Origin of the sequence: Streptomyces sp. NBC_00582, assembly GCF_036345155.1 — a bacterium.
In the GTDB taxonomy this organism is placed as follows: domain Bacteria; phylum Actinomycetota; class Actinomycetes; order Streptomycetales; family Streptomycetaceae; genus Streptomyces.
On the sequence record NZ_CP107772.1, the window covers coordinates 9,624,663 to 9,650,322 of the forward strand.

Annotated in this window: 28 protein-coding genes; 19 read left to right on the forward strand and 9 right to left on the reverse strand. The window is 72.4% G+C overall.

The window, feature by feature from the left end:
* The first annotated feature begins 9 nt into the window (after positions 1-9).
* From OG852_RS43545 to OG852_RS43570, 6 genes are all read left to right on the forward strand, one after another.
* Complete coding sequence (locus OG852_RS43545) at positions 10-1,206, forward strand: RNA polymerase sigma factor (protein WP_330350767.1); 1,197 nt, start codon at positions 10-12, stop codon at positions 1,204-1,206.
* Positions 1,207-1,339: 133 nt separating this feature from the next.
* Positions 1,340-2,692: an aldehyde dehydrogenase family protein gene (locus OG852_RS43550; protein ID WP_330350768.1), complete on the forward strand. Its 1,353-nt coding sequence runs from the start codon at positions 1,340-1,342 to the stop codon at positions 2,690-2,692.
* 258 nt (positions 2,693-2,950) lie between these two features.
* Positions 2,951-3,115: a hypothetical protein gene (locus tag OG852_RS43555; protein ID WP_166663609.1), complete on the forward strand. Its 165-nt coding sequence runs from the start codon at positions 2,951-2,953 to the stop codon at positions 3,113-3,115.
* Positions 3,112-3,678, forward strand: coding sequence for a sigma-70 family RNA polymerase sigma factor (locus OG852_RS43560; RefSeq protein ID WP_330350769.1), 567 nt, complete (start codon positions 3,112-3,114; stop codon positions 3,676-3,678). Before OG852_RS43555 ends, OG852_RS43560 begins: the two co-directional genes overlap by 4 nt.
* Positions 3,675-4,640, forward strand: a complete 966-nt coding sequence (locus tag OG852_RS43565) for a hypothetical protein (protein WP_330350770.1) — start codon at positions 3,675-3,677, stop codon at positions 4,638-4,640. The genes OG852_RS43560 and OG852_RS43565 overlap by 4 nt, the downstream gene beginning before the upstream one ends.
* A gap of 54 nt (positions 4,641-4,694) precedes the next feature.
* Positions 4,695-5,600, forward strand: coding sequence for an aldo/keto reductase (locus OG852_RS43570; RefSeq protein ID WP_330350771.1), 906 nt, complete (start codon positions 4,695-4,697; stop codon positions 5,598-5,600).
* Positions 5,601-5,654: 54 nt separating this feature from the next.
* On the opposite strand, the gene OG852_RS43575 is transcribed toward OG852_RS43570, so the two are convergent.
* On the reverse strand, positions 5,655-6,248 hold the full coding sequence (locus OG852_RS43575; protein WP_330350772.1) for a helix-turn-helix domain-containing protein: 594 nt from the start codon (positions 6,246-6,248) through the stop codon (positions 5,655-5,657).
* Between OG852_RS43575 and OG852_RS43580 the strand changes: the two genes are divergently transcribed.
* A complete protein-coding gene (locus OG852_RS43580; protein WP_330350773.1) occupies positions 6,247-6,738 on the forward strand; it encodes a hypothetical protein in 492 nt (163 codons plus the stop codon). The genes OG852_RS43575 and OG852_RS43580 overlap by 2 nt on opposite strands.
* A gap of 57 nt (positions 6,739-6,795) precedes the next feature.
* Complete coding sequence (locus tag OG852_RS43585; RefSeq protein ID WP_133914418.1) at positions 6,796-7,188, forward strand: VOC family protein; 393 nt, start codon at positions 6,796-6,798, stop codon at positions 7,186-7,188.
* Positions 7,189-7,276: 88 nt separating this feature from the next.
* Here the strand turns inward: OG852_RS43585 and OG852_RS43590 are convergent, their stop codons facing one another.
* Positions 7,277-8,479, reverse strand: coding sequence for an IS110 family transposase (locus tag OG852_RS43590; protein ID WP_330346908.1), 1,203 nt, complete (start codon positions 8,477-8,479; stop codon positions 7,277-7,279).
* 210 nt (positions 8,480-8,689) lie between these two features.
* Here OG852_RS43590 and OG852_RS43595 point away from each other — a divergent pair, with 210 nt between their 5' ends.
* Complete coding sequence (locus OG852_RS43595) at positions 8,690-9,760, forward strand: adenosine deaminase (RefSeq protein ID WP_133914417.1); 1,071 nt, start codon at positions 8,690-8,692, stop codon at positions 9,758-9,760.
* Here the strand turns inward: OG852_RS43595 and OG852_RS43600 are convergent.
* Entirely contained in the window at positions 9,742-10,257 is a 516-nt protein-coding gene (locus OG852_RS43600; RefSeq protein ID WP_133914416.1) for a mycothiol transferase, read from the reverse strand. The genes OG852_RS43595 and OG852_RS43600 overlap by 19 nt on opposite strands.
* Before the next feature lie 236 nt (positions 10,258-10,493).
* Here OG852_RS43600 and OG852_RS43605 point away from each other — a divergent pair, with 236 nt between their 5' ends.
* Complete coding sequence (locus OG852_RS43605) at positions 10,494-10,778, forward strand: hypothetical protein (RefSeq protein WP_133914415.1); 285 nt, start codon at positions 10,494-10,496, stop codon at positions 10,776-10,778.
* A 4-nt stretch (positions 10,779-10,782) separates the two neighbouring features.
* Here the strand turns inward: OG852_RS43605 and OG852_RS43610 are convergent, their stop codons facing one another.
* Complete coding sequence (locus OG852_RS43610) at positions 10,783-11,667, reverse strand: LysR family transcriptional regulator (RefSeq protein ID WP_133914414.1); 885 nt, start codon at positions 11,665-11,667, stop codon at positions 10,783-10,785.
* 110 nt (positions 11,668-11,777) lie between these two features.
* On the opposite strand from OG852_RS43610, the gene mgrA reads away from it, so the two are divergent.
* The 5 genes from mgrA to OG852_RS43635 all read left to right on the forward strand — a co-directional run bounded on the left by mgrA (position 11,778) and on the right by OG852_RS43635 (position 17,448).
* Positions 11,778-12,770, forward strand: coding sequence for an L-glyceraldehyde 3-phosphate reductase (gene mgrA, locus OG852_RS43615; protein ID WP_133914413.1), 993 nt, complete (start codon positions 11,778-11,780; stop codon positions 12,768-12,770).
* 337 nt (positions 12,771-13,107) lie between these two features.
* The gene (locus OG852_RS43620) at positions 13,108-13,518 is read left to right on the forward strand and encodes a hypothetical protein (protein ID WP_133914412.1); all 411 of its coding nucleotides are present in this window, start codon (positions 13,108-13,110) and stop codon (positions 13,516-13,518) included.
* A 61-nt stretch (positions 13,519-13,579) separates the two neighbouring features.
* Entirely contained in the window at positions 13,580-15,919 is a 2,340-nt protein-coding gene (locus tag OG852_RS43625; RefSeq protein WP_330350774.1) for an ABC transporter ATP-binding protein/permease, read from the forward strand.
* A gap of 9 nt (positions 15,920-15,928) precedes the next feature.
* Positions 15,929-16,474: a hypothetical protein gene (locus OG852_RS43630; RefSeq protein WP_133914410.1), complete on the forward strand. Its 546-nt coding sequence runs from the start codon at positions 15,929-15,931 to the stop codon at positions 16,472-16,474.
* Positions 16,474-17,448, forward strand: a complete 975-nt coding sequence (locus tag OG852_RS43635) for a serine/threonine-protein kinase (protein ID WP_133914409.1) — start codon at positions 16,474-16,476, stop codon at positions 17,446-17,448. The genes OG852_RS43630 and OG852_RS43635 overlap by 1 nt, the downstream gene beginning before the upstream one ends.
* Here the strand turns inward: OG852_RS43635 and OG852_RS43640 are convergent.
* On the reverse strand, positions 17,439-18,740 hold the full coding sequence (locus OG852_RS43640; RefSeq protein ID WP_443064620.1) for a streptophobe family protein: 1,302 nt from the start codon (positions 18,738-18,740) through the stop codon (positions 17,439-17,441). The genes OG852_RS43635 and OG852_RS43640 overlap by 10 nt on opposite strands.
* Before the next feature lie 169 nt (positions 18,741-18,909).
* On the opposite strand from OG852_RS43640, the gene OG852_RS43645 reads away from it, so the two are divergent.
* Together OG852_RS43645 and OG852_RS43650 are read left to right on the forward strand one after the other, a co-directional pair.
* Positions 18,910-20,319, forward strand: a complete 1,410-nt coding sequence (locus OG852_RS43645) for a DUF6777 domain-containing protein (protein ID WP_330350775.1) — start codon at positions 18,910-18,912, stop codon at positions 20,317-20,319.
* A 118-nt stretch (positions 20,320-20,437) separates the two neighbouring features.
* Positions 20,438-20,890 (forward strand): ATP-binding protein, encoded by a 453-nt coding sequence (locus OG852_RS43650; RefSeq protein WP_133914407.1) that lies wholly within the window; start codon positions 20,438-20,440, stop codon positions 20,888-20,890.
* A 24-nt stretch (positions 20,891-20,914) separates the two neighbouring features.
* On the opposite strand, the gene OG852_RS43655 is transcribed toward OG852_RS43650, so the two are convergent.
* Positions 20,915-21,802 carry an RNA polymerase sigma factor SigF gene (locus OG852_RS43655; protein WP_133914406.1) on the reverse strand — a complete coding sequence of 296 codons (888 nt, stop codon included), beginning with the start codon at positions 21,800-21,802 and terminating at the stop codon, positions 20,915-20,917.
* Positions 21,803-22,083: 281 nt separating this feature from the next.
* Here OG852_RS43655 and OG852_RS43660 point away from each other — a divergent pair, with 281 nt between their 5' ends.
* Positions 22,084-22,473 (forward strand): helix-turn-helix domain-containing protein, encoded by a 390-nt coding sequence (locus OG852_RS43660; RefSeq protein ID WP_133914405.1) that lies wholly within the window; start codon positions 22,084-22,086, stop codon positions 22,471-22,473.
* Between the two features lie 7 nt (positions 22,474-22,480).
* Here OG852_RS43660 and OG852_RS43665 read toward each other — a convergent pair whose 3' ends face one another.
* The 3 genes from OG852_RS43665 to OG852_RS43675 all read right to left on the reverse strand — a co-directional run bounded on the left by OG852_RS43665 (position 22,481) and on the right by OG852_RS43675 (position 25,039).
* Positions 22,481-23,083, reverse strand: a complete 603-nt coding sequence (locus OG852_RS43665) for a ClpP family protease (protein ID WP_133914404.1) — start codon at positions 23,081-23,083, stop codon at positions 22,481-22,483.
* Between the two features lies 1 nt (position 23,084).
* A complete protein-coding gene (locus OG852_RS43670) occupies positions 23,085-23,723 on the reverse strand; it encodes an ATP-dependent Clp protease proteolytic subunit (RefSeq protein ID WP_330350776.1) in 639 nt (212 codons plus the stop codon).
* Between the two features lie 110 nt (positions 23,724-23,833).
* Positions 23,834-25,039, reverse strand: a complete 1,206-nt coding sequence (locus tag OG852_RS43675; RefSeq protein WP_330350777.1) for an epoxide hydrolase family protein — start codon at positions 25,037-25,039, stop codon at positions 23,834-23,836.
* Between the two features lie 124 nt (positions 25,040-25,163).
* Between OG852_RS43675 and OG852_RS43680 the strand changes: the two genes are divergently transcribed.
* Positions 25,164-25,646, forward strand: coding sequence for a VOC family protein (locus tag OG852_RS43680; RefSeq protein WP_133914401.1), 483 nt, complete (start codon positions 25,164-25,166; stop codon positions 25,644-25,646).
* Positions 25,647-25,660: the final 14 nt, after the last annotated feature.

Here is a 25,660-nt window from a genome sequence, read left to right on the forward strand (position 1 = left end):
GCCGTCGCCGTGGGTGACACCGTCGACGTCGAGGCCGTCTTCCGCGCGGAGTACGGCCGGGCCGTCGCCGTCCTGGTCCGCCGTCTCGGCGACATCGACCTCGCCGAGGAGGCGGTCCAGGACGCGTTCACCACGGCCGTGCGGCGCTGGCCCGAGACCGGACTGCCGCCCAGCCCGGCCGGGTGGATCATCACCACCGCCCGCAACCGGGCCGTCGACCGGCTGCGCCGCGAGGCCGGCCGGGACGCCCGGCACGCCGAGGCGGCCCTGCTGCACGCCCCCGACCCGCCCCCGGAGGAGGGCCCCGTGCGCGACGACCGGCTCCGTCTGATCTTCACCTGCTGCCATCCCGCGCTCGCCCCGCAGGCGCGGGTCGCCCTCACCCTGCGGCTGCTCGGCGGTCTGACCACCGCGCAGATCGCCCGCGCCTTCCTCGTCCCCGAGCCGACGATGGCCCAGCGCCTGGTGCGGGCCAAGGCGAAGATCCGCGACGCCCGCATCCCGTACCGGGTGCCCCGCGACGCCGACCTCCCGGACCGGCTCCAGGGCGTGCTCGCCGTCGTCTACCTGATCTTCAACCAGGGCTACGAGGGTGATCCCGGCCTGTGCGCGGAGGCGCTCAGGCTCGGCCGCCTCCTCGGCGCGCTGATGCCGGACGAGCCCGAGGTCACCGGGCTGCTCGCGCTGATGCTGCTCGTCGAGTCGCGCAGGGCCGCACGCCAGGACGCCGACGGCACCCTCGTCCCGCTGCCGGAGCAGGACCGCTCCCACTGGGACCGGGCGCTGATCACCGAGGGACAGGAACTCGTCCGCCGCTGTCTGCGCCGCGACCGGCCGGGGCCGTACCAGATCCAGGCCGCCGTCCAGGCCGTCCACAGCGACGCGCCGACGGCCGCGGTCACCGACTGGGGGCAGATCCTGCGGCTGTACGACCAGCTGATGGCGCTGGCGCCGAGTCCGGTGGTGGCCCTGAACCGGGCGGTGGCGGTCGCCGAGACCGCGGGCCCGGAGCCCGCCCTCGCGCTGCTGGACACGCTCGCCCTCGACGGCTACCACGTCTTCCACGCCGTCCGGGCCGACCTGCTGCGCCGCCTGGACCGCGACGCCGAGGCGGCCCGCGCGTACGCGTCCGCCCTCGCCCTGGCCGAGAACCCGGCCGAACGCGCGTACCTGGAGAAGCGGCTGCGCACCTGCCACGGAACGTAGTGGTTGCCCGGGGAATGTATTTTGGTCCCTGAAAGGTTGGCATATACATCGAGCTGACGCTCGCCCCGAACCAGGGCCGCACGGCCCGTGTGAACCCAGGGCCGAAAGGCCCGTGCACCCCCAGCGAGGCACCGTGACCACCGCCATCCCCGAGCAGCCCGCAGGCCCTCTCGCCGCCCCCGAGCGGCCCGCCGACGTCGTGGCCCGGCTGCGCGCCGCCTTCCGCGCCGGCCGCACCAAGCCCGTCGCCTGGCGCACGGACCAGCTCCGCCGCCTGCGCGAGCTGCTCACCGGGAACGGCGCCGACCTCGCCGCCGCCCTCCACGCCGACCTGGGCAAGAGCACCACCGAGGCGTACCGCACCGAGATCGACTTCACGATCCGCGAGATCGACCACACCCTCGACCACCTGGATGGCTGGCTCACCCCCGAGCCCGCCCCGGTCCCGGCCCACCTCGGCGCGGACGCGCGCGCCTGGACGCAGTACGACCCGCTCGGCGTCGTCCTCGTCATCGCGCCCTGGAACTACCCCGCCCAACTGCTGCTGGCCCCGCTGGTCGGCGCCCTCGCCGCCGGCAACGCGGTCGTCGTCAAGCCCAGCGAGCTCGCCCCCGCCACCTCCGCCACCCTGGCCCGGCTGCTGCCCGCCCACCTCGACACCGAGGCGGTCGCCGTCGTCGAGGGAGGCGTCCCCGAGACCACGGCCCTGCTCAACGAGCGCTTCGACCACATCTTCTACACCGGCAACGGCACCGTCGGCCGGATCGTGCTGCGTGCCGCCGCCGAGCACCTCATCCCCGTCACCCTCGAACTCGGCGGCAAGTCACCGGCGTTCGTCGACCGCGACGCCGATCTCGCGGTCGTCGCCGACCGGCTGGCCCGCGGCAAGTTCCTCAACGCCGGCCAGACCTGCGTCGCCCCCGACTACGTCCTCACCGACCCGGACACCGCCGCAGCCCTCGAACCCCTCCTGGCCCGCGCCGTCGAGACCCTCTACGGCGTCGACCCGCAGACCTCGCCCGAGTACGGCCGGATCGTCAACGAACGCCACTTCGACCGGCTCACCGCCCTGCTCGACTCCGGGCGGACCGTGACCGGCGGCCGTCACGACCGCACGGACAGGTACATCGCGCCGACCGTCCTCGCCGACGTCGACCCCGCCTCGCCCGTCATGGCCGAGGAGATCTTCGGCCCCGTCCTGCCCATGGTGACCGTCGGCGGCCTCGACGAGGCGATCGCCTTCATCAACGACCGCGACAAGCCCCTCGCCCTGTACGTCTTCTCCGCGTCGGACGCCACACGGAACCGCATCGCCGACGAAACCTCCTCCGGCGGCCTCGGGTTCGGCCTGCCCCTCGCCCATCTCACCGTCTCCGACCTGCCGTTCGGCGGTGTGGGGGAGAGCGGCATGGGCAGCTACCACGGCCGGTACTCCATCGAGACGTTCAGCCACCGCAAGGCGGTGCTGGAGAAGCCGCTGGGCTGAACCGTGCCGACGGCAAGCAGGGCGGAAGCGGACAGTAACAGGGACAGTAACGGGATGAAGAGGTCCCGGAAGGGGCAGCAACCGCACCGGTGTAGTCCGGAATGGCACGGTCCGTAGTCCGAAGCGGCCAATGCCACCGGACTTTCGAATCCGGCATGCACGAAACGCCGGTGCCGAACGCCGTGGGGGCAGAAGGTGTAACCGTCGCCTTCCGGGGCCCCTGAGCCCCGCACCCCCAGCGGAAGGACCGAAGGGTCCGTGAACGACCAGTTCGAACAGCTCGCCCGGGACGTGGCGTTGTCCCTGCTCGCCCTCCGGGTCTTCGGACCCGCCGCCGTCACGCTCGCGCGCCGGGTCGTCGCCGCGCTCGTGCGGGTCGGCGTCCGGGAGATGGACCACCGGCTGCCGGGAGGCGATCGGTGACCCAGGAGGAGCTGCGACCCACCGGAAACCCCCGGGCGCCGGAGAAACTGCCCCTGGACTTCAGCGCCTTCCATCAGATGCACCGTCCGCGCTACGTCCGTGAGGCCGAGCGCTGTCTGCGCTGCCGGGCGGACGCCGAGGACGCCGTCGACGAGGCGTTCGTCCAACTGGCCCGGGAGTGGCCGCAGATACTGCGCACCCAGAACCCCGCCGCCTACGCCTGGCGGGTCATGAAGAACCGGGTCGTCGACCACGCCCGGGCCCGGGGCCGGCGCGCCACGCTCATGGACACCGCCGTCTTCGAGACGGTGACCCTGCAGGGCGCCGAGGACGCCTTCGAGGTCATCGAGCAGAACCTGCGGCTGTTCCACGCGATCGCCGCCCTGCCCGAGCGTCAGCAGGACGTCATCCGGCTGCGCTACTGCGAGGGCTACAGCACCGCCGACGTGGCCCTCCACCTCGGCATCACCGAGGCCGGGGTCCGCTCCACCGAGCGCTACGCCAAACGCCGACTGCGGGAGATCTACACATCGTGCGCCGAGGAGGAGGCGGAGCGTCCATGACCTTCGACACCGTGAGCGACATCGACACCCTGCTGGCGGGGGCGCGGCTGGTACCCACGGCCCCCTACCGCCCCGGCGACATCGAGGCCGCCGAGGCCCGCATAGCCGCCCGGGTCGCCACCCGGCCCGCCGGCGGCACCGAAGCCCGGACGAGCGGTCCCGTGGCACCGACCGACGGGGCCGGGTCGCCGGCCTGCGGGGACGGGGCATCGGCGTGCGAGGGCGGGGCGCCGTCCGGCTCGTGCCGGGTGCGGACCGGGGTGGAGCAGCCAGCGCTCCGCCGACCCCCCGTCCACCCCTCCGCGCGGGACCTGCGGGCCCTGTGCGAGGCGCTGCTGAAACGCACCGGCGCCCTGCGCGGCCTCGGCGCCTTCCTCGGCAGCGCGCTGCCCGAGCCCTCCGGCGCCCGTGTCCTCGGTGGCCTCCTCCATCTGGCCGGCTGCGAGGACAGCGCCCGCTTCTGGTGGCAGTACGGCGCCGGCGCCGGCGACACCGTCTCCTCGTACTGCCTCTACCTCCACCACCGCTCCCTCGGCGAGGACGAGGAGGCGGACTGGTGGCTCAGCCACACGGACATCACCCCCGCCACCCTCGGCCGGGAGGCCACCGAGGTGGAGCTCGCCACGGCGCTGCACGTGCTGCGCGGGCTGCGGCGCGGCCGCCGGGGGCTGCCCAAGGCGCTGCGCGCGCTCGTGGAGTACGTGCCGGCCGTGGTCGGCTTCGTCGACGACGACCTGGAACTGCCTCTCCCGGACGGGGATCTCGCCGGCCTCGTGGAAGAGGTCGTCACCCACGGCACCCCGCCCGCCGGGGAGCGCCGTCGCGCCCGGTCCCGTCCCCTGCCCGAACGCCGGGAGTCGCCGGTGCACACCGTGTCCTCGGCCACCCCCCGCACGGCCCGGCACTGGAGCCGGGACGTCCAGGAGGCCCTGCGCAAGTGCGAGGAGACCGTGGCCTGTTGACGGCCGTTCGGCAGGGGTGACGGCGGCGTCCGCGGTGCGTGCGAGACTGCACCGATGAGCAGCGGAAGGATCACCGCGGACGCCGCGGGCACCTGGACCATCGGCGACCTCACCGTCAACCGCGTCGGCTTCGGCGCCATGCGGCTCACCGGCAGCGCCGCCTTCCACCACGGCACCCCGAGCGACCGCGACCGCGCGATCGCCGTCCTGCGCGAGGCCGTCGAGCTCGGCGTCGACCACATCGACACCGCCGCCTTCTACTTCTCCGCGCTCCGCTCCGCCAACGAACTCATCAACAGCGCCCTCTCGCCGTACCCGCAGAACCTGCTCATCGCCACGAAGGTCGGCCCCTTCCGGACCTGGGCGGGGGAATGGGGCACCTCGGCCCGTCCCGAGGACCTGCGCGGCCACGTCGAGGAGAACCTGCGCCAGCTCGGCCGCGACCATCTCGACCTCGTGTATCTGCGCCGGATGCGCCAGGAATCGATCGCCGAGCACTTCGGCGCCCTCGCCGACCTGCGGACGGCCGGCCTGATCCGGCACCTCGGCGTCTCCGACGTCGCACCGCGCCACCTCGCCGAGGCCCGGGCCATCGCCCCGGTGGTGAGCGTGCAGAACCGGCATGGGCTCGGCGCGCCCACGCCCGCCACCGAGGAGCTCCTCGCCGTCTGCCGGGACCAGGGCATCGCCTTCGTGCCGTTCTTCGCCATCGCCGGCGACGGCGGAGCCCTGGGTGCGACGACCGCTCACGACGACGCCGTCCTCGCCGTGGCCCGCGCCCACGGCAGCACCCCCGCCCAGATCCGCCTCGCCTGGAGCCTCGCGCAGGGCCCCCACGTCCTCGCCATCCCGGGCACCGGCGACCCCGACCACCTCGCCGAGAACATCGCGGCGGGCGCCCTGCGCCTCACCGCCGAGGAACTGGACCTGCTGAACAGGGTCCACCGCGCCGGTGCGTGACTTCGCGGGACCTGTGTGACGCCCGGGCGACGGGACCGCGCGGCGCACGCGCCGTCACGGTGACGGGCGGTTCACCGTCTCGGTCTGCTCGCCGCGCTGGTGGCCGCGGCGGGCGTCGCGGTCGAAGATGCCGAGAATCTCGCAGGGGCCGCCCTCGGCGCCGAGGGCGTGCGGGAGCATCGTGGGGAACTCCGCCGCCTGGTGGGTCTCGATCCTGAAGCGCCGGTTGCCCAGCAGCAGGACCGCGGTGCCGGACAGGACGACCAGCCATTCGCGGCCGGGGTGGGCACGCATCCGCGAGGGGTTCTCGGGCGGCGGGTCCGTCATCCGCTGCCGTACGACGGTCGTCCCGGGCTCCGCCCTGATGGGCCAGCGCATCAGACCATGGGCCACGTCGACCATCGGGTGCGAGACGACATCGTCCGCGGCGGTCTCCACCAACTGGTCGAGGGACGTGTCCAGAGCGCGCGCGAGGGTGACGAGCTGGTCCAGGGCCAGCCGGCGCCGCCCGTTCTCGATGCGGCTGAGCGTCGACGGGCTGACCTTGGCGCGCGAGGCCAGTTCCTCCAACGACCAGCCCTGAGCCACCCGCAGGGCACGGATGCGTTTGCGCACCAGGCTGTCCAGCTCGCCATTGTCCTGCGTCATGGGCAAGAGCGTATGCCGCAACCGCAAGCGGCGCCTGGCGTCGTCCCTGTCCGGCCCCGCCCCAGCCGCATGGGCGAGCGAGCGAGAGGCCGGGCCGACCCCCGTCACCCCCGGCGCCCGCGCCTTGCCGCTGCGCCGATGCCCGCATGCCCTGGGGAGAGGAAACGATGAGTACCCACCAGCCCGACGGGAGGAGCGGCGCCCCCAGCGGCCTTCCGGACGAGGACCTGACGCCCGCCGACGGCGCACCATCCTGATCGCCGTCTGCACCACGCTGACGGCCGTCAGCGCCTCGGTCTCCGGACCCGGCGTCGCCCAGCCCGACCTCGCCGTGACCTTCGGCGCCTCGCAGACCACCATCCTGTGGATCACCGACATCCACACACTCGGCCTGGCCGTACTCCTGCCGGCCCGCTCGCCCGGCGTCCTGTTGCCGCCGTACACCGGCCCCCTCCACCCGCCTTCGCGAACGCGACTGGCGTCCGTCTAGTTTTACGTATAACCTCTCCCGTCAATCGCCCTGCCGTCCGGCTCCCGAAAGGCCCCGATGTCCCGTATCGCGCTGGTCACCCTCGTCGTCGACGACTACGACGAGGCGATCCGCTTCTACACCGACGCGCTCGGCTTCCGGCTCGCCGAGGACGCGCCCCGGCCCGACGGCTCCCGCTGGGTCGTCGTGCGGCCGGGCGAGGGTCAGGACGGCACCGGGCTGCTGCTCGCCCGGGCCAAGGGCGACGCCCAGCGCGACCGGATCGGCGACCAGACCGGCGGCCGCGTGGGCTTCTTCCTGCACACCGACGACTTCGCCCGCGACCACGCCCGGATGCTCGCCGCCGGCGTGACCTTCCTGGAGGAGCCCCGTCACGAGCCGTACGGCTCCGTCGTCGTCTTCCAGGACCTGTACGGCAACCGCTGGGACCTGCTCCAGCCCGCCGGCTGATCCCCTCCCCGCACCTCGAACCGCCACCCCGCACCACCCCACGCCACCTCGCCCCGCCTCGCCCAAGGAAAGAATCTCAATGATCGCGTCAAGGCGCCTGCGTGACCGGTGGGGCGGAGGTGAACAGCCTCTTGTCACGCAGGATCGCCCAGAGCACGTCGACCCGGCGGCGGGCAAGCGAGAGGAGGGCCTGCGTGTGCAGCAGTCCCTCGGCCCGCTTCTTGAGGTAGTAGTCCCGGGAAGGTCCGGGTCGCATCATCGCCGTCTGCGCGGCCATGTAGAAGATGTGCCGCAGGCGCCGGTTGTAGCGCTTGGGCCGGTGGTAGTTGCCGGTGCGGCGGCCGGAGTCGCGGGCGACCGGGGCCAGGCCGGCGTGCGAGGCCAGACGGCCGGCGTCGCGGTAGCCGGACAGGTCCCCGACGATGGCGATGAACTCGGCCCCGAGGATGGGGCCCATGCCGGGCATGGACTCGATGATCTCGGCACGGTCGTCGGTGCGGAAGGTCTCGCGGATCTCCCGGTCGTTGTCCTTGATCCGCTCGTCCAGGGCCAGGAGCTGGTGGGCGAGGTCGCGGACCAGCTGCGCGGCCCGTTTCTCGCCGGGAAGCGCGAGCTGCTGGGACTGGGCGGCCTCGACGGCCTTGGCCGCGACGTCGACAGCGCCGCGGACCTTGCGGCGTTCCAGCCAGGTCGTCAGCCGCTTGACGCCGATCCGACGCAGGGCGGCCGGGGTCTGGTACTCGGTCAGCATGACGACCGGGCCTTTGGCCGCGGAGTAGTCGAAGGCCCGCTCCAGCGCGGGGCAGATGCCCACCAGCAGGTCGCGAAGCCGGTTGATCAGGCGGACGCGGTCGGCGATCAGGTCTGCCCGATGGTTCGTCAGCACCCGCAGGGTGGAGACCAGCTCCGGGGGCGTGTCCAGCGGGGCGAAGTCCCGTCGCATTCTGGCCTGGTCAGCGATGACACGTGCGTCCTTGGCATCGGTCTTGCCCTCGCCCTTGTAGGCGCCGGACATGCGGTTGACCGTCCGGCCGGGGACGTAGACGACCTGCTGCCCGTGGGCGACCAGCAGGGCCAGCAGCAGGGTGGAGGCCCGGCCGGAGATGTCCACCGCCCACCGCACCTCTTCAGCCCGCTCACGGGCCGTCTCGATGAGAGTGAGGATCTGGGCCTCGTCGTTGATCACCTTCGTCGAGAACAGCGTCTCGCCGTCGGCATCGACCGCAACCGCCCAGTGATGCCCCTTGCCGGCATCGACGCCGACCCATATCCGCCTGCCAGACGTGCTCAAAGCCGTCGCTCCATCTTCCTCATGACCGGCAGTTCACGGTCCGAAGAACACCCCGCCGACAGGTCCCTAACCAGCGATGACCGCAGTTCTCAATCAGTGGTCGGAGCGTCCTGGAGGACCGGGCGGCCATTCCTTTCGAGTCACAAGCGACAACCCGCCATCAGCCACACCCGGTCCTCCCGGACCGCCTCACATTCTTAGGGACCCGCCATGACCGCTACGCGCGTAGACTCCGATCTGATCCGTCGTCTCCCCAAGGCCGTCCTGCACGACCACCTCGACGGCGGACTGCGTCCCGCCACCCTCGTCGAGCTCGCGGCCGAGGTCGGGCACACGCTCCCCACCACCGACCCCGACGAGCTGGCCGCCTGGTACTTCGAGGCCGCGAACTCGGGCGACCTGGTGCGGTACATAGGCACGTTCGAGCACACCCTGGCGGTGATGCAGACCCGCGAGGGCCTGCTGCGCGTCGCCGAGGAGTACGTCCTCGACCTCGCCGCCGACGGTGTCGTCTACGCCGAGGTGCGCTACGCGCCCGAGCTGAACGTCAACGGCGGGCTGACGCTCGCCGAGGTCGTGGAGACGGTGCAGGAGGGGCTCGCGGCCGGTATGGCCAAGGCCGCCGCGGCCGGCACCCCCGTCCGGGTCGGCACCCTGCTCTGCGGCATGCGGATGTTCGACCGCGTCCGCGAGGCCGCCGACCTGGCCGTCGCCTACCGTGACGCCGGTGTCGTGGGCTTCGACATCGCCGGTGCCGAGGACGGCTTCCCGCCCGCCGACCACCTCGACGCCTTCGAGCACCTGCGCCGTGAGAGCGTGCCCTTCACCATCCACGCCGGTGAGGCCCACGGCCTGCCCAGCATCCACCAGGCCCTCCAGGTCTGCGGCGCCCAGCGCATCGGGCACGGCGTACGCATCACCGAGGACATCGTCGACGGCAAGCTCGGCCGGCTCGCCGGATGGGTCCGTGACCGGCGCGTCGCGCTGGAGATGTGCCCGACGTCCAATCTCCAGACCGGCGCCGCCACCTCCATCGCCGGGCACCCGATCACCGAGCTGAAGAACCTCGGCTTCCGCGTCACCCTCAACACCGACAACCGTCTGGTCTCCGGCACCACCATGACCCGCGAGATGGCGCTGCTCGTCGAGGAGGCCGGCTGGGGCGTCGAGGACCTGCGCACGGTCACGGTGAACGCCCTGAAGAGCGCGTTCATCCCGTTCGACGAGCGCAAGGCCCTCATCGAGGACGTCGTCCTGCCCGGTTACGCCGCCGCGCTCTGAAGCAGCCCGCGCACATACGCGGCCTGTCCGACGTGCTGAAGGTCGTCGGACAGGACGCTGACCAGCCGTACGCCCAGGGTGACCGGCGGATCCCAGCGCACGTCCACCACCCGCTCGAGATCCGCCGCGGTCAGCGCGCGCAGCGCCTTGTGGCTCTGCTCGTGCACGGCGTCGTGGTAGCCGGTCAGCAGTTCGGGGTCGGAGACCCGCACCTTCGCCACCTTCGCGGGACTGTGCCCGTACCCGGTGTCATGGCGCGGCAGATCCAGGCCGAAGCGTTTCTCCCAGTCCTGGCCCCACCACACCTGGTCCAGGTCGAAGGCGTCGGCCATGTGGTCGTCCTGGACCCGGGTGAGGTGCCAGACGAGCCAGGCGACGGAGTTGGTCCCGGGGGTGGGCCGGGCGTTGAGGGCGTCGGGGTCCAGGCCCTCGACGGCGGCGTGGACTTCTTCCCGGATGCGGTTGAACCCGTCGATGAGGATGTCCTTCGCATGCATGACTCCACCATCGCGCAGCCGGGGCCCGCCCGCCGCTTCTTCGGCTTTCCCGCGCCGGGGCGTCGACCGGCCGGGGCGTCGACCGCCTCCCGGGTCGGTGGCCGCCGTTCGGATCACCCGGGACCGTCCTTGAGGTGATTGCCGTACGCGCCGCGGGCCGGGCGGCCGGCGCGGGGGTACGGCATCCACGACGTCCGGCAGGGGCCGGACTCGGAAACCCCCTGAGGAGCTCGGCGATGTACGCAGCGGTGCGGCGGTACGAAGGCGTGACCGATCCGGCGGAGGCGGGGCGGCTCGTGCACGAGGGGTTCGTGCCGCTCATGCGCGAGGTCCCCGGTTTCGTGGCCTACTACTGGCTCGACGCGGGGGACGGGGTGATGGTCTCGACCAGCGTCTTCCAGGACCGGTCCGGCGCCGAGGAGTCGATCGCGCGGGCGGCGGACTTCGTACGGGAGCACCTGGCGGCGCTCCTGCCCAACCCTCCGCAGATCATGGCCGGCGAGGTGGTGGCCTTCGCCTGACCGGTCAGGCCTCCCCGGTCTCCAGCAGCGCCATCAGCGCCCGGGCCGCCGGGCTCGTCGCGTCGGGGGGCGGCAGCAGGGCGACCGTCTCGTAGGCCGCCTCGTCGGTGCCCTTCAGGGGCAGTGCGGTCAGCGCCTCGCGCTTGTGCCGGAAGTGCCGCGGTACGACGGCCACGCCGAGGTTCTCGCCCACGAGGTCCAGCAGACTGTGCACGTCGTTGACCTCCAGCGCGACCGTACGGCGCACCCCGGCGCCCGCGAAGGCGGCGTCGGTGGCCCGGCGCGGCCCCCAGTCCGGGTGGAAGTCGACGAACACCTCGCCCGCGATGTCCTCGGGGACGAGCGCGGCGGCCGCCCGGGTGAGGGGGTGGTCGGGATGGCACAGCACGTACATCGGCTCACTGGCCAGCGGTACGCAGCGGAGCTGGTCGGAGTCCGCCTGGGTGCGGTAGGCGAAGGCGAGGTCGAGCCGGCCGGCCGCCACCTCCTCGCCCAGCGCGCCCGAGCCGGTCTGCCGCAGCCGGATCTCCACGTCCGGGTGCCGTCGCCGGAACGTGGCCAGCAGGCCCGCCACATGCACCCCCGCGATGCACTGCTCGGTGCCCACGGAGAGCGTCCCGCGCACCACGCCCTGTACCGCGGCCACCGCCTCGTGCGCGGCCCTCACCTGTGCCAGGATCCGCTCCGCCTCCGCCAGCAGCGCCCGCCCCGCCTCGGTGAGCGTCACCCGCCGGGTCGTCCGCACGAACAGCGGCGCCCGCAGCTCCCGCTCCAGCGCCCGGATCGACGCCGACAGGCCCGACTGGGACACCATCAGGCGTTCGGCGGCCCGGGTGAAGTGCTGGTCCTCGGCGACCGCGACGAAATGCTGGAGATGGCGCAGTTCCATGATTGAGAAGCGTAGTCGCACAATTCCATCGGATTCTTCTGTTGGACCGCTGCACGGCACTCGGGAACAGTGGAACCGGAAGATCGTGTACCAACCCAGATGGAGTCGCGTTGTACACCGCACACCCCGACCGCTACGCGGACATGCCCTACCGGCGCACCGGACGCAGCGGCCTGAAGCTCCCCGCGCTGTCGCTCGGACTGTGGCACAACTTCGGCCCGGACCGCTCGGCCGAGACCCAGCGGGCCATCCTGCGCCGCGCCTTCGACCTCGGCGTCACCCACTTCGACCTGGCGAACAACTACGGTCCGCCGCCCGGCGCCGCCGAGTCCGCGCTCGGTCACTTCCTGAAGACGGACTTCGCCTCCTACCGGGACGAACTGGTGATCTCCACCAAGGCCGGCTATCTGATGTGGCCCGGCCCGTACGGCGAGTGGGGCTCGCGCAAGTACCTGCTGTCCTCGCTCGACCAGAGCCTCACGCGGATGGGCCTGGACTACGTCGACGTCTTCTACTCGCACCGCCCCGACCCGGACACTCCGCTGGAGGAGACGATGGGCGCCCTGCACTCCGCCGTGCAGCAGGGCAAGGCGCTGTACGTCGGCGTCTCCAACTACTCGGCCGAGCAGACCCGCGAGGCCGCCCGCATCCTCGGTGAGCTGGGCACCCCGCTCCTCATCCACCAGCCCCGCTACTCGATGCTGGACCGCCGTCCGGAGAGCGAGGGGCTGCTGGACGCCCTGGACGAGCTCCAGGTCGGCTCGATCGTCTTCTCCCCGCTGGAGCAGGGTCTGCTCACCTCCCGCTACCTCGACGGCATCCCGGAGGACTCCCGCGCGGCGAGCGACAGCCCGTTCCTGAACTCCGACGCGCTCACCGAGGACCTCGTCGGCAAGCTGCGCGCCCTGGACGACATCGCCAAGTCCCGCGGGCAGTCCCTGGCCCAGCTCGCCCTGGCCTGGGTGCTGCGCGGCGGCCGGGTCACCTCCGCGCTGGTCGGCGCGAGCAGCGCCCGCCAGATCGAGGACAGCGTCGGCGCCCTGTCCCACCTGGACTTCGAGGACGCCGAACTGGCCCGCATCGACGCGGTGATCAACGGCTGAGCCGTTGCTCCTCCCCTCGTGGCGCCTCCTCGTTCCGCAGGCCGCCGCAAGGGGAGGACCCCATCGTCGGCCAGGGCGTTATCCGGCCACCGCGGCCGCATTCGCCGTGTCATCGCCCGGTTACCAGGCGAAACGATGCGCAGGTGAGCGGAGGGTGTGGGTCCGCTGGTGTGTTTCGGCCAGGCGGGGCGGTGAATATGCCAAGAGACTGGCCGGAAAGTCATGGTGACAGTGTTTTAGAAGTGAACATACTCGAACGTCAGGGGCGCTGAACCCCACAGGAGCCGCACGGAAAGCGAGGCAGGGCCGGCATACGAGCACTCGGGGGAGTGGAGACATGCACGACGAATTCCTGTGCCATGTCACGGCGTACGGATTCTGCGACGGCCGCCGCATCGGCGTACCGCTCGGGACGTACCGCGCGCCGACGCTGGCGCTGGCGCTGTGGTGGTTACGGGACCGCGCGTCATGGATGGCCGAGCGCCTCGATCCGCAACCCGACAGCCCGCACGTCCCGCCCGGCGCCCTCGTCCCCGTCGCCGACACGGTCCCCGACGTACCCGCCCTGCTGCGGGCCTGGTGCGCCGACATCGACCAGCAGGAGCTGGTGGCCGACGAGTTGGCCGGCGGCCGCCTGGTGCGGGTCGCCGTCAGCGACGAGACCACCGAGTACGAACTGCTCGCCGAGTCCGTGGACGCGCTGCGCATGCAGCGGACGGTCCCGGCGCTCGTCCTTCCCGTCGGCTGAACTCCGATCGCAGCCCGCAGCCCACTGGGCGTCCCCGGGTGCGAATCGATAGAATTCCGGCATGGTGGAGCGTCCGGTCGCCCCGACTGCGCCCGAACTCGTGCTGGAGACCGAGACGGGCTCCACGGTGATGATCCCCGGCCACGCCTACTACGTCGGCCGCGATCCCCTCAGCGACATCGTCATCGACGACCCGCGGGTCTCCTGGCACCACGCCGTCCTGCGGCCCGACGGCGACCACTGGACCCTCACCGACGAGGACAGCACCAACGGCACCTGGTCCGAGGGCCGCCGTGTGCGGGAACTCGGCATCGGTCCCGGCAGCGTGATCCGCTTCGGCAGCCCGGCCGACGGCCCCTGCGCCGTCCTGGCGAGCCGCCCGCCCCCGCCCCCCGAACGGCCCTCGGCGGTCTCCATGCCCGCCCGGACCGGCACCTTCCGCCGGCCCACCTCGGTACGGCCGCTGCCCACCCGGACCGTCCGCATCGGCCGTGCCGCCGACAACGACCTCGTCCTCGACGACCTGGTCGTCTCCCGCCGCCACGCCGAACTGCACGCGCTGCCCGACGGCACCTACGAGATCGCCGACCTCGACAGCCACAACGGCACCTACCTCAACGGCTTCCCCGTCTCCCGCGCCCCCATCGGCCCCGGCGACATCGTCGGCATCGGCCACTCGGCGTTCTGTCTCGTCGGCGACGAACTCCAGGAGTACGTCGACACCGGCGAGGTCTCCCTCGACGTCCAGGACCTCACCGTCGCCGTCGACCGCGGCCGCAAGACCCTGCTCGACCACGTCTCGTTCCCGGTGGGGGAGAAGTGCCTGCTCGCCGTGGTCGGGCCGAGCGGCGCCGGGAAGTCCACCCTGCTCAACGCCCTGACCGGCCAGCGCCCCGCCGACCACGGCACGGTCGTCTACGACGGCCGCGACCTCTACCACGACTACGCCGAACTGCGCCAGCGCATCGGCCTCGTCCCCCAGGACGACATCCTGCACGCCCAGCTCACCGTCCGCTCCGCCCTCGCCTACGCCGCCGAACTGCGCTTCCCGCAGGACACCGCCAAGGCCGAGCGCCGTGAGCGGGTCACCGAGGTCATCCGCGAACTCGGCCTCGAACAACGCGCCGGGCAACCGGTGCACAGCCTCTCCGGCGGCCAGCGCAAACGGGTCAGCGTGGCGCTGGAGTTGCTCACCAAACCCTCTCTGCTCTTCCTCGACGAGCCGACCTCCGGCCTCGACCCCGGCATGGACCGCTCGGTGATGCACATGCTGCGCGGCCTCGCCGACGACGGCCGCACCGTCATCGTCGTCACGCACAGCGTCCTCAGCCTCGACGTCTGCGACCGCCTCCTGGTCCTCGCCCCCGGCGGCCGGATCGCCTACTACGGGCCGCCCGGGGACGCCCTCGACTTCTTCGGCTTCACCCAGTGGCCCGAGGCCTTCGAGGCCTTCGAACGCGACCAGGACCGCGACTGGGCCGGACAGTACCGCGACTCCTCGTTCCACCACCGCTACGTCGTCAACTCCAGCGCCCAGCCGCGCCTGCCCCGCGAGGGCCCGGTCATCCTGCTGCCCCCGCCCCGGCCCCGCAGCCGCGTCGCCCAGCTCGGCACCCTGGTCCGCCGCTACACGGCGGCGCTCGCAGCCGACCGCACCTTCCTGGCCATCATGATCGCCCTGCCGTTCGTCATGGGCGCCATGGCCCGCGCCCTCGCCGGCGGCGAACTCACCCGCGACACCGCCATGAACGCCCTGCTGATCCTGTGCGTCGGCGGAGTCCTCACCGGCGCGGCCAACGCCGTGCGCGAACTCGTGAAGGAACGCGTCATCTACCGGCGGGAGCGGGCCGTCGGCCTGTCCAGATCGTCGTACCTGATGTCGAAGGTCGTCGTCCTCGGCGCGATCACCGTCGTCCAGGCGGTCGTCCTCACCCTCGTGGCGCTGCTCGGCGTCGATCTCAACGCCCCCGGCGGCAAGGGCGTGTTGCTGCCACCCCTGGTAGAGATCACCGTCGCCGTCGCCCTGTTGGCGTTCACCGCGATGATGCTCGGCCTGCTGGTCTCCGCGCTGGTGCGCAAGGAGGAGGTGACGATGCCGCTGCTCGTGCTGCTCGCCATCGTCCAAGTGGTCTTCTGCGGAGCCCTGCTGAAACTCGACGGGGTGCCCGGCCTTCAGGAGCTGTCCTGGCTCGTGCCCTCCCGGTGGGCGCTCGGCGCGATGGCCGGCACCATCGGGCTGTCCCGGCTCGTGCCCGGCGACATCACCGGGGACCCGCTGTTCGAGCACCGGGCGACGGTGTGGCTGCTCGACATCGGGATGCTCGTCGTGCTCTCCGCCGTCTTCGCCTTCGTCGTCTCCCGGCTGCTGCGCCGGCACGAACCCGCCGTGATGCGGAAGTAGGGGCGGCCCATGACGACCCCCGCCTTCCGGCCCTCGCACGTCGTCCCCCCGCGGGGCATGCCCGCCTGGGAGGCCCCCGACCCCACCCGGCCCACCGTGCCCCTGGACGCCCTGCTGCCCGTCCGGCTCCTGGAGCGCCGCGGCGACTGGGGGCATGTGCTGTGCGCCAACGGCTGGCAGGCCTGGGTCGACGGCCGCCACCTGGTCGCCGTACCCCAGGACCCGCCCGTCGCCGACGACGAGCCCACCACCGTCGCCGATCCGCGGCACCTGCTCGCACAGGCCCAGGAGTCGCTCGCGCGCTACCGGGCGGCCGTCGAGGAACTGGCCGGCGGAGCCCTGGACGGCGAGTCCTTCCTGCGCCGCACAGAGGACCTGCGGATCGGGGTGGTCGTCGACGGCGAGTCCGTCTGGCTCTACGACCCCGCCCAGGAACGCTGGGTCTACGGCGACGGCACCCGGCTCAGCACCTACGCCACGGACCACGCGCCCGGCACGGCCCCGCGCCGGGGTGACGCCCCCACCCGTCCCGGGGCCTCCGACGGAGGGCACTGATGGGGACCAGCGCGTTCTCCGGGCGCCCCTCCGACCTGCTGGGCCAGCAGATCGCCGGCTACCGCGTCGAGCACGAGATCGGCCGGGGCGGCATGGCCGTCGTCTTCCGCGCCCGTGACCTGCGCCTGGAACGCACCGTCGCCCTCAAACTGCTCGCCCCCGAACTCGCCCGCAACGACACCTTCCGCAAGCGCTTCACCCATGAGTCCCGGGTGGCCGCCGCGATCGACCACCCGCACATCGTGCCCGTCTTCGAGGCGGGGGAGACCGAGGGCGTGCTGTACATCGCCATGCGCTACGTCGAGGGCAGCGATCTGCGCAACCTTCTCGACCACCAGGGCCCGCTGCCGCTCGCGACGGCCGTACGGATCGCCGCACAGGTGGCCTCCGCCCTGGACGCGGCCCACGAGCACGGCCTGGTCCACCGGGACGTCAAACCCGGGAACATCCTGGTCTCCCGGGGCACCGACAGCGACCACCCCGAGCACGTCTACCTCACGGACTTCGGGCTGACCAAGAAGTCGCTCTCCCTGACCGGGTTCACGACCGTCGGCCAGTTCGTCGGCACCCTCGACTACGTCGCCCCCGAGCAGATCTCCGGCCGCCCGGTCGACGGCCGCTGCGACGTCTACAGCTTCGCCTGCGTCGTCTACGAGACCCTGGCCGGGCATCCGCCGTTCCTGCGCGACGAGGACATGGCCCTGCTGTGGGCCCACCAGGAGGACGAGCCGCCCCCGCTCACCGCGTCCCGCCCCGACCTGCCGCCGCAGGTCGACGCCGTCTTCGCGAAGGCGCTGGCCAAGAAGCCCGAGGAACGGCACGACACCTGCCGGGCCTTCGTCGCGGCCCTGCGGGCGGCCGGCCGCGGCGACCGGAACGCCGCGCACCCCTCGACGGAGCCGACCGGCCTGCCCGCCGTACCCCCGCCTCCCCCGGACTGGGCCCGGCCCGTCCTGCTCGGCCGTCAGACCTGACCCGGCGGGCCCGTCGCGCCGCGCCGGTGCACGGGACGGGCCAGCAGCGCGCCCAGGAAACCGGTGGCCAGCCCCCACAGCGCGGCCAGACCGAGCGCGGACCACACCTCGGGGTGGAGGAACAGATCCCCGGACAGACCGGCGAGATCGTTGATGCCGAGCACGGTCAGTCCGTAGTGCGCGGAGACCCGGCCCACCAGACAGATCGTCAGCACGGTGAGCACCAGTGCGACCGCCATGTGCACGGCATGCTGCCAGGCGCGCATCCGGGCCGGGGAGCGGGCCGCCATCACGAACGCGGCCCCGAGCAGCAGCACCGCGTCCACCACGACCAGCCACCACACCCGTCCGTCGTACTCGGCCATGCTGCTCAGGTTCAGCGCGGCGGTCTCCCTTCCGCGCAGCACCTCGTCCAGCACATGCGGCATGGGCAGCCCGAACGGGCCCTCCACCCGGCCGTTCCAGGTCGCCCCCAGCCCGATGGTGAACACCATCCACACCAGATTGGGCAGCCCCAGCAGGACCACGGCGAGGGTCTCCGGCGCGTGCCCCCGCGTCGCCGCCACGACCAGCGCCACGACCAGACCCAGGACGACACACGCGAGGAGCAGCGCGACCATCGCGTACGCGGCCGGCCGCACCGACTCCTGGAAGCGCAGCAGCCGGGCCGGCAGCGGCGCCCCGCGCGAGACCAGCAGCGCCAGCAGCAGCACCCCGGCCAGCCACACGAGCCCCACCAGCAGCGTGATCGGCACCTCGGTGGTGAAGCCGACCTCCGGGTGGACCCCGAACAGATCGCCCAGGTCGTTCAGCGTGTCGCTGCCGAGGTCGATGGCGAAGGTCTGGCGGGCGGCGAGCGCCAGGCCCAGCAGCCCCAGCAGCCACAGCACGGCGATCCGGGCCGCCCACCCCGCCAGCTCCCGCGCGCCGGCGACCGCCCGGTGCCGCAGCGGCCGCAGAAACCCGGCGGCGGTCACGAGCGCCCCGACCAGGGACACGGACAGCGGAACCACCGTCAGCCCGGCCCGGGTGTCGGCGAGCCCCCCGGCGTCCCCGGACAGCTCCACGGTGCCCCCTACGGCCGTGACCACGGTCGCCGCGACCACCCGGGGGAACGCGTCCTGCGGCAGGTCCGAGGCCCCCGCCGCCCACAGGCCCAGCGCGGCCACGACCACCATCGAGGCGAGCCCCGCCAGCGCAACGCCGAAGGCCGTCGCCCAGCCGTGCCGGCCGGCCGCCCGGTCGATGGCGGGCCGGCCGGCTGCGTGGTCGGTGCGGCTGCGCGGGCTCACGCTGCCACGCTAAGCAGGGCCGGGAGCGCCCGCCCGTCGAGCGGGGCCGTCCGCGTCCGGCTTGCGGGTGCCCCCCGGGACGAGCACACAATAATCATGTTGTGGCAGAAAGCGGTGCATGTTTCCGAAAGGTGGGCATCGCCGGACGTACTCCACATCGGGAGAGCATGTGAGCGTCGACCCTCCGTCCTCCGGCCGCCCCGCAGGACCACCCTCCGGCCCCCTCTCGGGCCCCTCGCAACCACCCCCTCCACCCTCCTCGGGACCCCCCACCGAGCCGGTGGAGCCGGTGTCCCCGGGCGGTTCCTCCGGCGGTTCCTCCGGTGGTTCCTCCGGCGGTTCCTCCGGCGGTGACCTCCCGGACGGCGCACCGGGCCCCGAGCCCGAGCCCGAACCGGACCCCGGCCGGGCCTGGTGGCGGTCCGCACCCCGGCTCGCCCTGCTCGGTACGGCCCTCGTCGCCGCGGTCGCCCTCGCCGTCCTGCTCACCCTGCCCGACAGCGGCAGCTCCGGCGGCGCGGCCGGCGCCAAGATCTTCACGCTGGCCGCGGCCAAGACCGGCCCGGACCCCTTCACCGAGTCCACGGCCACCGACAACTCCACCGCGACCGCCTCCGCCGCCCCCGCGAACGGCACGACCGAGCCCACCGGCAACACCCTCAAGGGGGTCGACGGCGGTGCCGCAGGCGTCTACGGCGGCACCCGCAACGTGGCGAGCTGCGATGTGGAGAAGCAGATCAGCGCGCTGCACGCGGCCCCCGCCAAGAACCGGGCGTTCGCCTCCGTCGCCCGCGTCGAGCCCTCCGGGGTCCCCGCCTATCTGCGCTCGCTCACCCCCGTACAGCTGCGCATGGACACCTGGGTCACCAACCACGGCTACCGCGACGGTGCCGTCACCACGTACCAGTCCGTCCTGCAGGCCGGCACCGCCGTCCTCGTCGACGGACACGGCGTGCCCCGGGTGCGCTGCGCCTGCGGCAACCCGCTCACCAAGCCGGTCCCGCAGCAGACCGAGCCGGAGCGCACGGGCGACGTCTGGCCGTCGTACCGGCCCTCGAACGTCGTCGTGATCACCCCCGCCAAGAAGACGGTCAAGGAGTTCGTCCTCTACGACCCCGACCACGGTCACCACTGGTTCGCCCGCCACCGGGGCGACACCGCGGGCAAGCAGGACCGGACCACGCCTCCTCCGAAGAAACCCCTGGTCTTCGTGGTCATCACCCCGCCGCCGCCCACGTCGACGAGCCCGTCCTGCGACCCGGACCGCAAGCACTCCTGCCCGTCGCACCCGTCCTCGTCCTCGTCGAGCCCGTCCTCGTCCTCGTCCTCGAAGCCGCCGTCGTCCAAGCCGCCGAAGAACGGCTCCGGAGAGAAGACCCCGAGCTCCGAGTCGCCGTCCTCCAAGCCGCCGAAGAACGGCCTCGTGGAGGAGACCCCGAGCTCCGAGTCGCCGACGTCCAAGCCGCCGAAGAACGGCCTCGTGGAGGAGTCCCCGAGCTCGACGTCGCCCCCCGAGCAGCAGCCCGTGCAGCCCGAACCGCCGGCCCCCGAGTCCTCCTCGGTCTCACCCACGCCGTGAGGCACCCCACGCCCGCGCGGCGCACCGGGTGACCCGGACGGGGACTGCGCGGCGCGGCACGGGGTACGAGCACAGGTGCAGCAGCGTCCGGCCAGTCCGGCCTTCCAGAAAGACACGCATGATCGAGCACCTGGACGGGGCAGTGATACCGACTGGTTTCGACGTACCCGTGGAACCGCTGAGGCGAGCGGCGCACTACACCGGTGAACCCGGATGCATCGCCGAGGCCCGCAGCTTCGCCGCGCACTTCGTCGACCAGCTCAGGACCGAGTGGTGCGCGCGCATCGGCGAGCGCGCGAGCGGTGAGGTGATGCTGGTCGTCAGCGAACTCGTCACCAACGCCGACCGGCACAGCAACGGCCCGTACATCCTGGAGCTCGAAGGCACCGACTCGACCGTCACGGTGTGCGTCTACGACAGCAGTGACGCGCTGCCCCTGCGGTTCCCCAAGGACCCCCAGCGGGTCGGCCGGCACGGCCTGGAGATCGTGCACGCGGTGGCGGCCGAGGTCACCGCCGAGCGCGTCCCGGTCGGCAAGCGGGTCCGTGCCCTGCTCACCTTCCGGGACTGACCGACGCGACCCCGGCCCGTGGGCTCAGGCGCAGCCCAGCTCGCCCAGCATGCCCTCGCGCAACCGGGTGATGATCCGCTTGATCAGCCGCGACACATGCATCTGGGAGCAGCCGAGCTGCTCACCGATCTCCGCCTGGGTGGCCTCCTCCACGAACCGCAGATGCAGGATCCGCCGATCGCGTTCGCTCAGCTCGGCCATGAGCGGGGCGAGCGACTGGAAGTCCTCGACCAGCCGCAGCCCGTCCTCCTCCACACCGATGAAGTCCGCGAGCACCGACTCGCCGTTCTCCGGGCCGTCGCCGGTGAGCGCGGCGTCCAGCGAGGAGGAGTTGTAGCCGTTGGCGGCGATCTGCGCCTCGACCACCTCGTTCTCCGGCAGGTTCATCAGTGTGGCCAGCTCCGCCACGGTGGGCTCCCGGTCGAGGCGGCTCGCCAGCTCGTCGCGCGCCTTCGCCAGCTCCACCCGCAGCTCCTGCAGCCGCCGCGGCACATGCACCGCCCAGGTGGTGTCCCGGAAGAACCGCTTGATCTCCCCGACGATGTACGGCAGGGCGAACGAGGTGAACTCCACCTCACGGGAGATCTCGAACCGGTCGATGGCCTTGATCAGACCGATCATCCCGGTCTGGACGATGTCCTCCATGTCGTCCCCGCGCCCGCGGAACCGTCCGGCCGCGAACCGCACCAGGGACATGTTCATCTCGATGAGGGTGTTGCGGGCGTACTGATACTCGTGCGTGCCCTCTTCGAGCTCGGTCAGCCGCTTGAAGAACTGGCGGGACAACGCCCGCGCGTCGCGCGGAGCCACGCTCCTCGGGTCCTCGACTCCCGGCAACGATGCTCCACCCGTGCTGGTCCCGGCGGTGTCCTCGACGACCTGTGCCTCCGACCCGATCACGGCGGTGTGCATGTACCTCTCCCCACGAAAGTCACGGTTCGACGTGTTCTGTACTCGTTGTGTGAGCGGACACGGATGGGCCCGCTCACGGGGGCGGGTACCCCGTCTTCGCCGGGCCATGCGTCCCGAGGGGAATCCGACGCTCCGGCGGGACGGGTCCGGCTCGGAGCGGGCCGCTCTCGCCCGGCATCCGCCCCGAACCGTCGTCCGGACCTTGAGCGCCGGCGCCCGATTCCACCGAGGGCGGAACGCGCATCCCTTCCCGGCGCGCCCCGGTCTCCTAGGCTGGTGCGGTGACCGATCAAGCGCCGAACCGAGCCCGAGTGATCCCGCTGCGCCCGCCCGCCGGACGCCAGGCCCCCGAGCCGCCCGCGCCCCGAGAGCCCCTCTGGCGCGACCTGGTGGGGGACGTCCTGCGCCGTGAACGCCAGTCCCAGGAACGCACGTTGAAGGACGTCGCCGACGAGGCCCGGATCTCCATGCCGTATCTGTCGGAGGTGGAACGCGGCCGCAAGGAGGCCTCCTCGGAGGTCCTCGCGGCCGCCGCCCACGCCCTCGGCCTGAGCCTCGCCGACCTGCTCGCCAGGGCCCAGGGCGAACTGGTTCGGCTGGACGGCCGACCGGCCCGTCACCGCCGCACGACGACGACCTCCTCGTACGACGGCCTCTGCCTGGTCGCCTGACGACGACTCACACGCCGACGAGGCGGCGGCTCAGCACCTCGTCGGCCAGGCCGTACGTCACCGCCTCCGCTGCGGTGAACACCTTGTCGCGGTCCATGTCCGCGCGCAGGGTGGCGAGATCGTGACCGGTGTGCCGGGCGAGCACCTCCTCCACCTGGGCGCGGATCCGGACCATCTCCTTGGCCTGCAGCGCCAGATCCGTGACCGTGCCCCGGTGGCCGCCGCTGGCCGGCTGCCCGAGCAGCACGCGCGCGTGCTCCAGCACGAACCGGCGGCCCGGATCGCCGCCCGCCAGCAGCACGGCCGCCGTCGACGCCGCCTGCCCGACGCAGAACGTGGAGATCGGCGCCCGGACGAACGTCATCGTGTCGTAGATCGCCATCAGCGAGGTGAACGAGCCGCCCGGGGAGTTGAGATAGATCGAGATCTCCTGGTCCGGGGCCGCCGACTCCAGATGGAGGAGTTGCGCGAGGACGACGTTGGCCACCCCGTCGTCGATCTCCGTGCCGAGGAAGATGATCCGCTCCGACAGCAGCCGGCTGAACACGTCGGAGGACCGCTCGCCGTGCGCGGTCCGCTCGACGACGTACGGAATCGTGTAGTTCCCCATGTCACAGCCCCATCCGTCGCCGTGCCGGGGCGGGTCGGACGTCGGCGAGCGACTCCACCACCCGGTCCACGATGCCGTACTCCCTGGCCTGCTCCGCCGTGAACCAGCGGTCGCGGTCGCCGTCCCGCGAGATCGTCTCGGGTGTCTGCCCGGTGTGCTCGGCGGTGATCCGCTCGATGGTCCGCTTGGTGAACTCGAGGTTCTCCGCCTGGATCTCGATGTCGGCCGTGGTGCCGCCGATGCCGGCCGAAGGCTGGTGCATCATGACGCGCGCGTTCGGCAGCGCGTACCGCTTGCCGGGTGCCCCGACGCTCAGCAGGAACTGGCCCATGCTCGCCGCGAAGCCCAGGGCGAGCGTCGAGACGTCGTTGGGGATCAGCCGCATGGTGTCGTAGACGGCCAGCCCCGCGTGCACCGAACCGCCCGGACTGTTGACGAACAGGGCGATGTCGGTGTGCGGGTCCTCCGCCGAGAGGATCAGCAGCTGGGCGCAGACCCGGTTCGCCGACACCTCGTCGACCTGGGTGCCCAGCAGCACGATCCGCTGGGCGAGCAGCTGGGCGGCGAGATGGTCGTCGAACCGGGTGGGCAGGGTGTCGCCCTCCTCGGCCCGGGGCGCGAGCGTGGTCGGTGGCGTCATCGGTTGTCCTCGTGGTCGCGGGGATGCCGTCGCCCCCACTGTCGACCGCGCGCGACGTCCTCGGCCGGTTTCTCTGCCCGCGGCAGATCAGCCCTCGGCAGAGACCCCGCTCAGCCCTTCTCGCGCAGGTGCCGGAAGAACGCCCGTACGTCGTCCACCAGCAGATCGGGCTCCTCCATCGCGGCGAAATGGCCGCCGCGGTCGAACTCCGTCCAGCGCACCAGGTTCTCCGTGCGCTCCGCCCGGGCCCGCAGCGGGATCTGCGGCTCCGCCGGGAACAGCGCGAGCGCCGTCGGGGCGGCGGACGGCTCCTGCGGCGCGGCCGTCCGGCCGGAGACCGGGTGCTGTCGCTCGTAGTAGATCCGCGCCGACGAACCGGCCGTCCCGGTCAGCCAGTACAGCATCACGTTCGTGAGCAGCCGGTCCCGGTCGACCGCCTCCTCCGGCAGCTCCTCCGAGTCCGTCCACTCGCGGAACTTCTCGACGATCCAGGCGAGTTGCCCCACCGGCGAGTCGGTCAGGCCGTACGCCAGGGTCTGCGGACGGGTGGCCTGCTGGACGGCGTAGCCGATGCCCTCCGCCGAGAACGCCGCCCACCGGCGCCACGACTCCAGCGCCCGCTCCCGCTCCCCGGGGCCCATGGCGTCCAGCTCCCGCGGCGTGGGCTCCCGGGTGGCCTGAGCACCCGGCAGCAGGGTGAGATGCACGCCGATGACCCGGCCGGTGTGGGCGCGGCCCAGCTCACGGGAGATCGCCGCACCCCAGTCGCCGCCCTGCGCCCCGAACCGCTCGTGACCCAGCCGGGTCATCAGCTCGGCCCACGCGTCCGCGACCCGGGCCGCCTCCCAGCCCGCGCCGGTGACCGGCCCGGAGAGCCCGAACCCCGGGATGCCCGGGACGACGACATGGAAGGCGTCGGCCGGGTCCCCGCCGTGCGCCGCCGGGTCGGCGAGCGGCCCCACCACGTCCAGGAACTCCACGATCGAGCCGGGCCAGCCATGGGTGAGGATCAGCGGGGTCGCGTCCGGCTCGGGGGAGCGCACCTGCGCGAAGTGGACGTTCGTGCCGTCGATCGTGGTCGTGAACTGCGGCCACGCGTTCAGCCGCGCCTCGGCCGCCCGCCAGTCGTACTCCTCGCGCCAGTACCGGACCAGCTCGCGCAGATAGTCGCCCGGCACGCCGTACGCCCAGCCGGTGGCGGGCAGTCCCTCGGGCCAGCGGGTGCGGTCGAGCCGGTCGTACAGGTCGTCGAGGTCGCTCTGCGGGATGTCGAGGCGGAAGGGCCGGATGCCGCTGTCTGCGGTCGATGACGTCATGGGACCGGATGCTAGTTCGGCGCGTCGATGCGGCCATCCGGATTGTTTCCGGCCCGACCGATGAGTTCCCGGGCGCCGCCCGGTCGACACTGGTGACCGCGTTCCACGCCCCAGGAGGGACCTCATGACCACCGACGGATTCACCACGTGCCTCTGGTTCGACGGCCAGGCCGAGGAGGCCGCCCACCACTACGTGTCGATCTTCAAGAACGCCAGTGTCGGTCGCGTGGCCCGCTACACCGAGGCCGGACCCGGCCCCGCCGGCACCGTGGTGACGGTGGAGTTCACCGCCAACGGCCAGAAGTTCGTCGCGCTCAACGGTGGCCCGGAGTTCAAGTTCACCGAGGCGATCTCCTTCCAGATCGACTGCGCCGACCAGGAGGAGATCGACTACTACTGGACCAGGCTCACCGAGGACGGCGGCGAGCCCGGCCCCTGCGGCTGGCTGAAGGACAAGTACGGCGTGTCCTGGCAGGTCGTCCCGAGCGAACTCATCCCCATGGTCACCGACACCGACCAGGAGAAGGCCGCCCGCGCCATGAAGGCCATGCTCTCCATGGGCAAGCTCGACATCGCCGCCCTGCGCAAGGCCTACGACGGGGAGTAGTGCCGGCCGCACGG

Excerpts from the sequence above, each read along its gene's own strand:
- OG852_RS43565 (WP_330350770.1), top strand. The coding sequence starts at position 3,675 with ATGACCTTCGACACCGTGAGCGACATCGACACCCTGCTGGCGGGGGCG.
- OG852_RS43570 (WP_330350771.1), top strand. The coding sequence starts at position 4,695 with ATGAGCAGCGGAAGGATCACCGCGGACGCCGCGGGCACCTGGACCATC.
- OG852_RS43580 (WP_330350773.1), top strand. The coding sequence starts at position 6,247 with ATGGGCAAGAGCGTATGCCGCAACCGCAAGCGGCGCCTGGCGTCGTCC.
- OG852_RS43575 (WP_330350772.1), bottom strand. The coding sequence starts at position 6,248 with ATGACGCAGGACAATGGCGAGCTGGACAGCCTGGTGCGCAAACGCATC.
- OG852_RS43585 (WP_133914418.1), top strand. The coding sequence starts at position 6,796 with ATGTCCCGTATCGCGCTGGTCACCCTCGTCGTCGACGACTACGACGAG.
- OG852_RS43595 (WP_133914417.1), top strand. The coding sequence starts at position 8,690 with ATGACCGCTACGCGCGTAGACTCCGATCTGATCCGTCGTCTCCCCAAG.
- OG852_RS43600 (WP_133914416.1), bottom strand. The coding sequence starts at position 10,257 with ATGCATGCGAAGGACATCCTCATCGACGGGTTCAACCGCATCCGGGAA.
- OG852_RS43605 (WP_133914415.1), top strand. The coding sequence starts at position 10,494 with ATGTACGCAGCGGTGCGGCGGTACGAAGGCGTGACCGATCCGGCGGAG.
- OG852_RS43610 (WP_133914414.1), bottom strand. The coding sequence starts at position 11,667 with ATGGAACTGCGCCATCTCCAGCATTTCGTCGCGGTCGCCGAGGACCAG.
- OG852_RS43620 (WP_133914412.1), top strand. The coding sequence starts at position 13,108 with ATGCACGACGAATTCCTGTGCCATGTCACGGCGTACGGATTCTGCGAC.
- OG852_RS43625 (WP_330350774.1), top strand. The coding sequence starts at position 13,580 with ATGGTGGAGCGTCCGGTCGCCCCGACTGCGCCCGAACTCGTGCTGGAG.
- OG852_RS43630 (WP_133914410.1), top strand. The coding sequence starts at position 15,929 with ATGACGACCCCCGCCTTCCGGCCCTCGCACGTCGTCCCCCCGCGGGGC.
- OG852_RS43635 (WP_133914409.1), top strand. The coding sequence starts at position 16,474 with ATGGGGACCAGCGCGTTCTCCGGGCGCCCCTCCGACCTGCTGGGCCAG.
- OG852_RS43650 (WP_133914407.1), top strand. The coding sequence starts at position 20,438 with ATGATCGAGCACCTGGACGGGGCAGTGATACCGACTGGTTTCGACGTA.
- OG852_RS43655 (WP_133914406.1), bottom strand. The coding sequence starts at position 21,802 with ATGCACACCGCCGTGATCGGGTCGGAGGCACAGGTCGTCGAGGACACC.
- OG852_RS43665 (WP_133914404.1), bottom strand. The coding sequence starts at position 23,083 with ATGGGGAACTACACGATTCCGTACGTCGTCGAGCGGACCGCGCACGGC.
- OG852_RS43670 (WP_330350776.1), bottom strand. The coding sequence starts at position 23,723 with ATGACGCCACCGACCACGCTCGCGCCCCGGGCCGAGGAGGGCGACACC.
- OG852_RS43675 (WP_330350777.1), bottom strand. The coding sequence starts at position 25,039 with ATGACGTCATCGACCGCAGACAGCGGCATCCGGCCCTTCCGCCTCGAC.
- OG852_RS43680 (WP_133914401.1), top strand. The coding sequence starts at position 25,164 with ATGACCACCGACGGATTCACCACGTGCCTCTGGTTCGACGGCCAGGCC.